This is a genomic window from Pseudomonas sp. R25(2017) (genome assembly GCF_002112565.1).
Lineage (GTDB): Bacteria > Pseudomonadota > Gammaproteobacteria > Pseudomonadales > Pseudomonadaceae > Aquipseudomonas > Aquipseudomonas ekonensis.
The window spans coordinates 158,866-165,237 of sequence record NZ_NEHZ01000017.1 but is presented as its reverse complement, the minus strand read 5'-3'; the positions used below and the strand labels follow the sequence as shown (position 1 = coordinate 165,237).

Sequence of the window (6,372 nt, the reverse complement as noted above, 5' to 3'; positions counted from 1 at the left end):
GAGTAACTTGTGATGCTGATAATCTTTTTGACTGTCAGTCTGACTCCACAAGCACCCACACGAATTGCTTGATTCAGTTGTTAAAGAGCGGTTGGTCAATTCTTTCGTCTCGACCGAGGCGCGCATTCTACATGCTTCACCTCTTTTTGCAACACCCTTAAAGCTTTAATTTCATCAACAAAATCAAGTGCTTAACTAAGATCAGCTTCGAGCTGCTCGTTAGCGGGAGGCGAATAGTACAGCATTGAAATTGGCCGTCAACCCCCGTTTAGAAATTCTTTTCCCTTTTACACAGCCTGTGTCGACAGTCGCCTATAGCAGCAGGTATTTTCGAGCCCCTCTCGGGCACCAAAAGTAGAAAAGGTCTTGTTTTGCAGGACCTTTTCTACTTTTGGCGGCCGCCCCCCTCCCCCGCGGCACGCGGCGTAAGGATCCTCACCATGGAAACGTCACTGGAAACCGTCGCCCTGTTCTCCCTCAAGCTGGCCTATGAGGAAGAAGGCCTGAGCCCGATCCTGCGGGACGATCTGGTGATGGGCGATTACCAGAGGGACGTATTCGAACTGCTGGTGCGCCGCAATGACGTGGACGCCATCCGGGTGAAGCTGCACGAGTGCCTGGACCTGGCGCTGGACGCCCTGGGCGGTGCGGAGAAGCCGTTGGGGCGCGAGCTGCACAGGCTGTCGGCGGGCATCGGCCGAGCCGATTCGCTTGAGCAGTTGCACGCGCCCGTGCTGGCGATCAAGGGCTATCTGAAAGACGTGCTCTGACGCCTGCCTCTTCGGTGAATGTCTGCGTGGCGAGACTCTGTCGTTCTGATATCTTGCCACCCATCTTCAGCACCCTGCCCGGCAGACACCGATGCGGGGCGATAGGCAATTCAAGGAAAGGATCGAATGGAGTTTCTGCGTTTACTCGTGTTTTTGGCGGCCTGGGGTTTCATGTGGCGCTGGGTGGTGAAGAACCGCGGCGGCTGGAACCTGTTCTATAGCAACCTGGTGGGTGCGGCGGGCGGTTTCATCGTGGGCCTGGTGATGCTGTCGATCACCTTTTCGCTGTTCCCGTCGCCGCACCGCGCCGAAAGGGCAGCACCGGAGGAAGTGGTGGAGCAAGAGGCCGAGTCGGTCTCCGACGTCGCACTGCTCCCGGAGGCCGACGACCTTCCGGCCTATGTCGCCGGCGAACCGCAGAACGAGCCTTCGCCGCCCGAGTCCGCGCTCCTGCCCAATTTCAGTAAACGTCTGACGGCAGCGGTGTCCGAGAAGAAGGTGCAGGACACCGCCGGCAAGGAATTCGCCGCGCTGCGCAAACGGATCGGCAAAGACCCGAACGCCGACAAGTCCCTGCTGGCCTCGGTGATGTGCGCGCCCTTCATCATGAACGCCATGCGCTTTCCTGCCTCGGCGGTGATCGCCAATCCGTCCTCGACCCAGAGCACGCGGTACAAGGATCAGACCTACACCATCAGCAATACCGTCACCGCCCGTAACATGCTCGGCGACGATGTCAGCTACCGCTATGACTGCTCGCTGCAGCAAGTGGCCGGCAAAGAGTCCGGGTACGCCGATTGGCGCCTGCTGAACCTGAAGCTGCAGAAGGTCAAATCTTAAGCCTGGTTTAAGGGTGTCGGGCGCCGGCTGCGCTATGATCGCCGGCCTGTGCGCCCCGAGCCCGATCCACGATGCCCCTCGATGAGTTGACCCCGCTGCCCCCTGTGTTGGCCGGCCCGCTGCTGCGGCGGCTGGAGCCCTCTCGGCTGGTGATGTGGCTGGTGGGCACCCGGCCGCTGTCGCTGACCTTGCACCTTGATGGCGTGGGCGACATCCCGCTCGACGGGACGGCGTGCACCGTCGTACCCGTCGGCGCCCGGGCGTTTATCCACCTGATCGACGTCGCCCTGCAGGCCCCGCTGCCCTGCGACACCCGCATCGCTTATGACCTGCTGATCGATGGCCTGCAGCCGATCGCCGAGTGGGCCCCTCACCTGCTCTACGGCAACGCCGATTCGCCGGACTTCGTCCTGCGCTCGCGCATCGACCAGTTGCTCCACGGCTCCTGCCGCAAGCCTCACCACAAGGCCGCCGACGGCCTGCTATGCGTCGACCGACTGCTGGCGGCCGAAACCGCCCCTGCGCAACGCCCGGCCCTGCTGATGATGACCGGCGACCAGATCTACGCCGATGACGTCGCCGGGCCGATGCTGCGCGCGATCCATGCCTTGATCGAACGCCTGGACCTGTTCGGCGAGCACCTCGAAGGCGCCGTGGTCAGCGACAGCGCCCGGCTCTACGAACATCCGGCCAGCTACTACCACCGCGCGGACCTGCTGCCGGCGCTCGAGAGCAACGAGACATTGCGCGAGCGCTTCTTCGGCGGGGCGCGCAAGCCGATCTTCACCAGCAGCAACGCCGACAACCATCTGGTGACGTTCGCCGAAGTCATGGCGATGTACCTGCTGGTGTGGTCGCCGGTGCCGTGGACGCTGATCGATCCGCAGCCGCCGGCGCTGACGCCGGACCGGCTCAAGCGCTACGCCCTCGAACAGGTGCGCATCGACGGCTTCAAGGCCGGCCTGGGCAATGTGGCGCGGGCGCTGGCGCACTTGCCGAGCCTGATGATCTTCGACGACCACGACATCACCGACGACTGGAACCTGTCTGCGCAATGGGAGGAAACGGCCTACGGCCATCCGTTCTCCAAGCGCATCATCGGCAATGCGCTGATCGCCTACCTGCTGTGCCAGGGCTGGGGCAACAATCCGGACGCCTTCAAGGATCCGCTGGAGAAGGCCCGCCGCCTGGGCGCCGACGGCGATGGCCGCCACCTCGACAGCCCGGCGCAGGATGCGCTGATCGACAACCTGCTGCGTTTCCAGCGCTGGCACTACGTGCTGCCGAGCGCCCCGGCGCTGGTGGTGCTCGACACCCGCACCCGCCGCTGGCGCAGCGAACGCTCGCTCAAGCAACCCTCGGGCCTGCTGGACTGGGAAGCCCTGTGCGAACTGCAACAGGAACTGCTCGATCACCCGTCGGCGATCATCGTGTCGCCGGCGCCGGTGTTCGGCGTGAAACTGATCGAGACCGTGCAGCGGGTATTCAGCTGGTGCGGCTACCCCTTGCTGGTGGACGCGGAAAACTGGATGGCCCATCGCGGCGCGGCCCAGGTGATCCTGAACATTTTCCGACACTCGCGCACGCCCGGCAGTTACGTGGTGCTGTCCGGCGATGTGCATTATTCCTTCGTCTACGAAGTGCTCATCCGACACCGCAAGGCCGGCCCGCGAATCTGGCAGATCACCAGCAGCGGCATCAAGAACGAATTCCCGCCCGCCCTGCTGGAATGGTTCGACCGCCTCAACCGCTGGCTCTACTCGCCGCGCTCGCCACTGAACTGGCTGACCAAGCGCCGCCGCATGCGCATCGTGCCCTACGTCCCCGAACACGCCGAAGCGGGCGAACGCCTGTGGAACTCGGCGGGGATCGGCCAAGTGTTCTTCAACAAAGCCGGACAGCCACAGGACATTATCCAGCACAACGCCAACGGCGCAGCCAAGACTCGGATGCTGGCGCCCGACCTGTCGGACTATCCTGATTAGAACCACGGCACCGCAGACGCTCACTGCAGGAGCCAGCCTGCTGGCGATGGCGCCAGCACGGACGCCGCAGGGCCGAAGCATGCCCATGAACCTCACACGCACCCTCATCATCGGCAACTCGGGCGCCGGCAAGAGCTGGCTGGCCCGACGCCTGGCCGCGCACCTGGACGCGCCGTGGATCGAGCTCGACCTTATCCACTGGCTGTCCGACGAACACAGCATCCCCCGCCCCCGCGGCGAAGCGATGGGCATGGCCCGACTCGCCGCCAGCCAGGAACGCTGGGTGATCGAAGGCGTGTACGAGGTGTTCGTCAGTGAATTGCTCGACCGCGCGACGGCGCTGATCTGGCTGCGCATCGCCGACGCGGAATGCGTGGCCAACATCCGCCAACGGGAACGCGGCTCGCCCCCGGACGATCCGCGCCTGGCCGCGATGCTGGCGTGGGCCGTCGCCTACCAAGACCGGGAAGGCACGGACGGATGGGCCGCGCACCGGCAGTTGTTTGAGGGGTTTGCGGGGGAGAAGGTGGTGCTCTGGGAGCGCGGTGAAATCCTCCGGTTTGCGGGCAGTGCATGACACACTGCCCGCCCCAGCTTCACATCGAGGCGATCACCCGCCCCACCCCTCTGACAATCATCCCCACCTCCCGCTCATCGAGCGTCAGCGGCGGCAGCAGCCGGATGGTCTTGCCGCGGGTGACGTTGATCAGCAATCCGTGATCCCGTGCCGCAATCAGCGTCAGGTCGCGGATCGGCTGCTTGAGTTCGATGCCGATCATCAGCCCCTGCCCGCGTATCGCCAGCACGTTGGGGTTGTCCGCCAGCTCTGAGCGCAGGCGGGTCAACAGGCGTTCGCCCTGTACCCTGGCGTTTTCCAGCAGCCCTTGTTCTTCGATGATGTCGAGCACCGTGCAGGCGACCCGGCACGCCAGCGGGTTACCGCCGAAGGTGCTGCCGTGGCTGCCCGGGGTGAACAGGTCGGCCGCCCGCCCCCGCGCCAGACAGGCGCCGATGGGCACGCCGTTGCCCAGGCCTTTGGCCAGCGTCATGACATCCGGAACGATGCCTTCGTGCTGGAACGCGAACCAGCGGCCGGTGCGGCCGATGCCGGTCTGGATCTCGTCGAGCATCAACAGCCAGGCATAACGGTCGCACTGCTCGCGCAGGGCCTTGAGATAACCGGGCGGCGCGGTCTGCACACCGCTTTCGCCCTGGATCGGCTCCATCAGGACGGCCACGATCCGTGCGCCGTGCTGGCGTTGCACCTGATCCAACGCAGCCAGGTCGCCGAACGGCACCTTGATGAAATCCCCCGGCAGGTCATTGAAACCGAGGCGCACCGCCGGACCGTCGCTGGCCGACAAGGTGCCCAGCGTGCGGCCGTGGAAAGCGTTGGCCATTACCACCACCAACGGCTGCTCGATGCCTTTGCGCCAGCCGTAGAGCCGCGCCAGCTTCAGCGCGGTTTCGTTGGCCTCGGCCCCGGAATTGTTGAAGAACGCTCGCTCCATGCCGGACAGCTGCGTCAGTTTCTGCGCCAGCCGTTGCTGCCAGTCGATGCTGTACAGGTTGGAGGTGTGCAGCAGCAATCCGGCCTGTTCGCTGATCGCCGAAACGATGCGCGGGTGCGAGTGGCCGACGTTGGTCACCGCCACACCGGCCACCGCGTCCAGGTATTCGCGACCGGCCTGATCCCACAGTCGTGTGCCCAGTCCCTTGATGAAACTTAGGGCCAGCGGTTGGTAGGTGTTCATCAGGGCGGCGGTCATGACTTCAAACTCCAGTGAAGGTCGGTGTGTTTGCAGTATGGTTAGCCACCAGAGCTGGATAAACTCGGCAACACTTCAATCATTTAGAAGCAGGGCTTGATAATGGATCTGTTCCAGTCGATGAGCGTCTACGTCAAAGTCGTGGAAGCCGGCAGCATGACCGCGGCAGCCCTGCAATGCGAAATGTCCACGACCATGGTCGGCAATCACCTGCGGGCGTTGGAGCAGCGGCTCGGCGTGCAACTGCTGCAACGCACCACCCGCCGCCAGCGGCTGACCGAGTTCGGCTCGCTCTACTACCAGCGGTGCCTTGAGGTGCTGGGGCTCGTCAAGGACTCCGAACGCCTCGCCGAACAGACGGTGGACGAGCCACGCGGCCTCTTGCGCATCACCGCACCGCTGACCTTCGGCGTCGAGCGCCTGGCCCCGGCATTGAGCGAGTTTTCCCTGCAGTGCCCGCAGGTCAAACTGGATGTGGTGCTGACCAACCGCCGTCCGGACCTGCTGGAAAGCGGCCTCGATGTGGCGTTCCGGCTTGGCCATTTCGAGCAATCGAACCTGATCGCCCGGCCACTGATCGATTACACCCTGACCGTGTGCGCCTCCCCCGAGTACGTGGCCCGGCGCGGCATGCCGCATACGCCCGAAGACCTGCAGCAGCACGATTGCCTGTCGTTCGCCTACCCTGCCGGCGATGACTGGCAATCGGTGGAGAAGCGCTGGCGCCTGAGCGGGCCGGACGGAGAGATCATGATCGACGTCAGCGGCCCGATGCTGATGAACACCTCTGCCGGGCTGCATCAGGCGGCCCGCACCGGCATGGGCATCGTGATGCTGCCCGATGCCCTGGTCGAGCAGGACTTGCGGGACGGCAAACTGATCACGGTGATCCCCGATTACCAACCGCCTAGCCGCCCGTTGCACCTGCTGTATGCGCCGGATCGCTACCGGCTGCCGAAGCTGCGGCGCTTCGTCGAGTTTGCGATGCAGACGTGGGGCAAGCGCTGA

At 64.2% G+C, this 6,372-nt stretch carries 6 protein-coding genes; 5 read left to right on the top strand and 1 reads right to left on the bottom strand.

The features are described from left to right. Positions 1-440: 440 nt before the first annotated feature. From CAG31_RS21535 to CAG31_RS21520, 4 genes are all read left to right on the top strand, one after another. Entirely contained in the window at positions 441-770 is a 330-nt protein-coding gene (locus CAG31_RS21535; RefSeq protein ID WP_085584931.1) for a hypothetical protein, read from the top strand. Between the two features lie 126 nt (positions 771-896). Then, on the top strand, positions 897-1,610 hold the full coding sequence (locus tag CAG31_RS21530) for a hypothetical protein (RefSeq protein WP_085584929.1): 714 nt from the start codon (positions 897-899) through the stop codon (positions 1,608-1,610). Positions 1,611-1,681: 71 nt separating this feature from the next. Beyond that, complete coding sequence (locus CAG31_RS21525) at positions 1,682-3,595, top strand: alkaline phosphatase D family protein (RefSeq protein ID WP_085584927.1); 1,914 nt, start codon at positions 1,682-1,684, stop codon at positions 3,593-3,595. 85 nt (positions 3,596-3,680) lie between these two features. Next, the gene (locus tag CAG31_RS21520) at positions 3,681-4,172 is read left to right on the top strand and encodes an adenylate kinase (RefSeq protein ID WP_085584925.1); all 492 of its coding nucleotides are present in this window, start codon (positions 3,681-3,683) and stop codon (positions 4,170-4,172) included. A gap of 19 nt (positions 4,173-4,191) precedes the next feature. Here CAG31_RS21520 and CAG31_RS21515 read toward each other — a convergent pair whose 3' ends face one another. Continuing rightward, positions 4,192-5,364, bottom strand: a complete 1,173-nt coding sequence (locus CAG31_RS21515) for an aspartate aminotransferase family protein (protein WP_085584923.1) — start codon at positions 5,362-5,364, stop codon at positions 4,192-4,194. Positions 5,365-5,466: 102 nt separating this feature from the next. Between CAG31_RS21515 and CAG31_RS21510 the strand changes: the two genes are divergently transcribed. Continuing rightward, positions 5,467-6,372, top strand: a complete 906-nt coding sequence (locus tag CAG31_RS21510; protein ID WP_085584922.1) for a LysR family transcriptional regulator — start codon at positions 5,467-5,469, stop codon at positions 6,370-6,372.

Excerpts from the sequence above, each read along its gene's own strand:
- CAG31_RS21515 (WP_085584923.1), bottom strand. The coding sequence starts at position 5,364 with ATGACCGCCGCCCTGATGAACACCTACCAACCGCTGGCCCTAAGTTTC.
- CAG31_RS21520 (WP_085584925.1), top strand. The coding sequence starts at position 3,681 with ATGAACCTCACACGCACCCTCATCATCGGCAACTCGGGCGCCGGCAAG.
- CAG31_RS21530 (WP_085584929.1), top strand. The coding sequence starts at position 897 with ATGGAGTTTCTGCGTTTACTCGTGTTTTTGGCGGCCTGGGGTTTCATG.
- CAG31_RS21525 (WP_085584927.1), top strand. The coding sequence starts at position 1,682 with ATGCCCCTCGATGAGTTGACCCCGCTGCCCCCTGTGTTGGCCGGCCCG.
- CAG31_RS21510 (WP_085584922.1), top strand. The coding sequence starts at position 5,467 with ATGGATCTGTTCCAGTCGATGAGCGTCTACGTCAAAGTCGTGGAAGCC.
- CAG31_RS21535 (WP_085584931.1), top strand. The coding sequence starts at position 441 with ATGGAAACGTCACTGGAAACCGTCGCCCTGTTCTCCCTCAAGCTGGCC.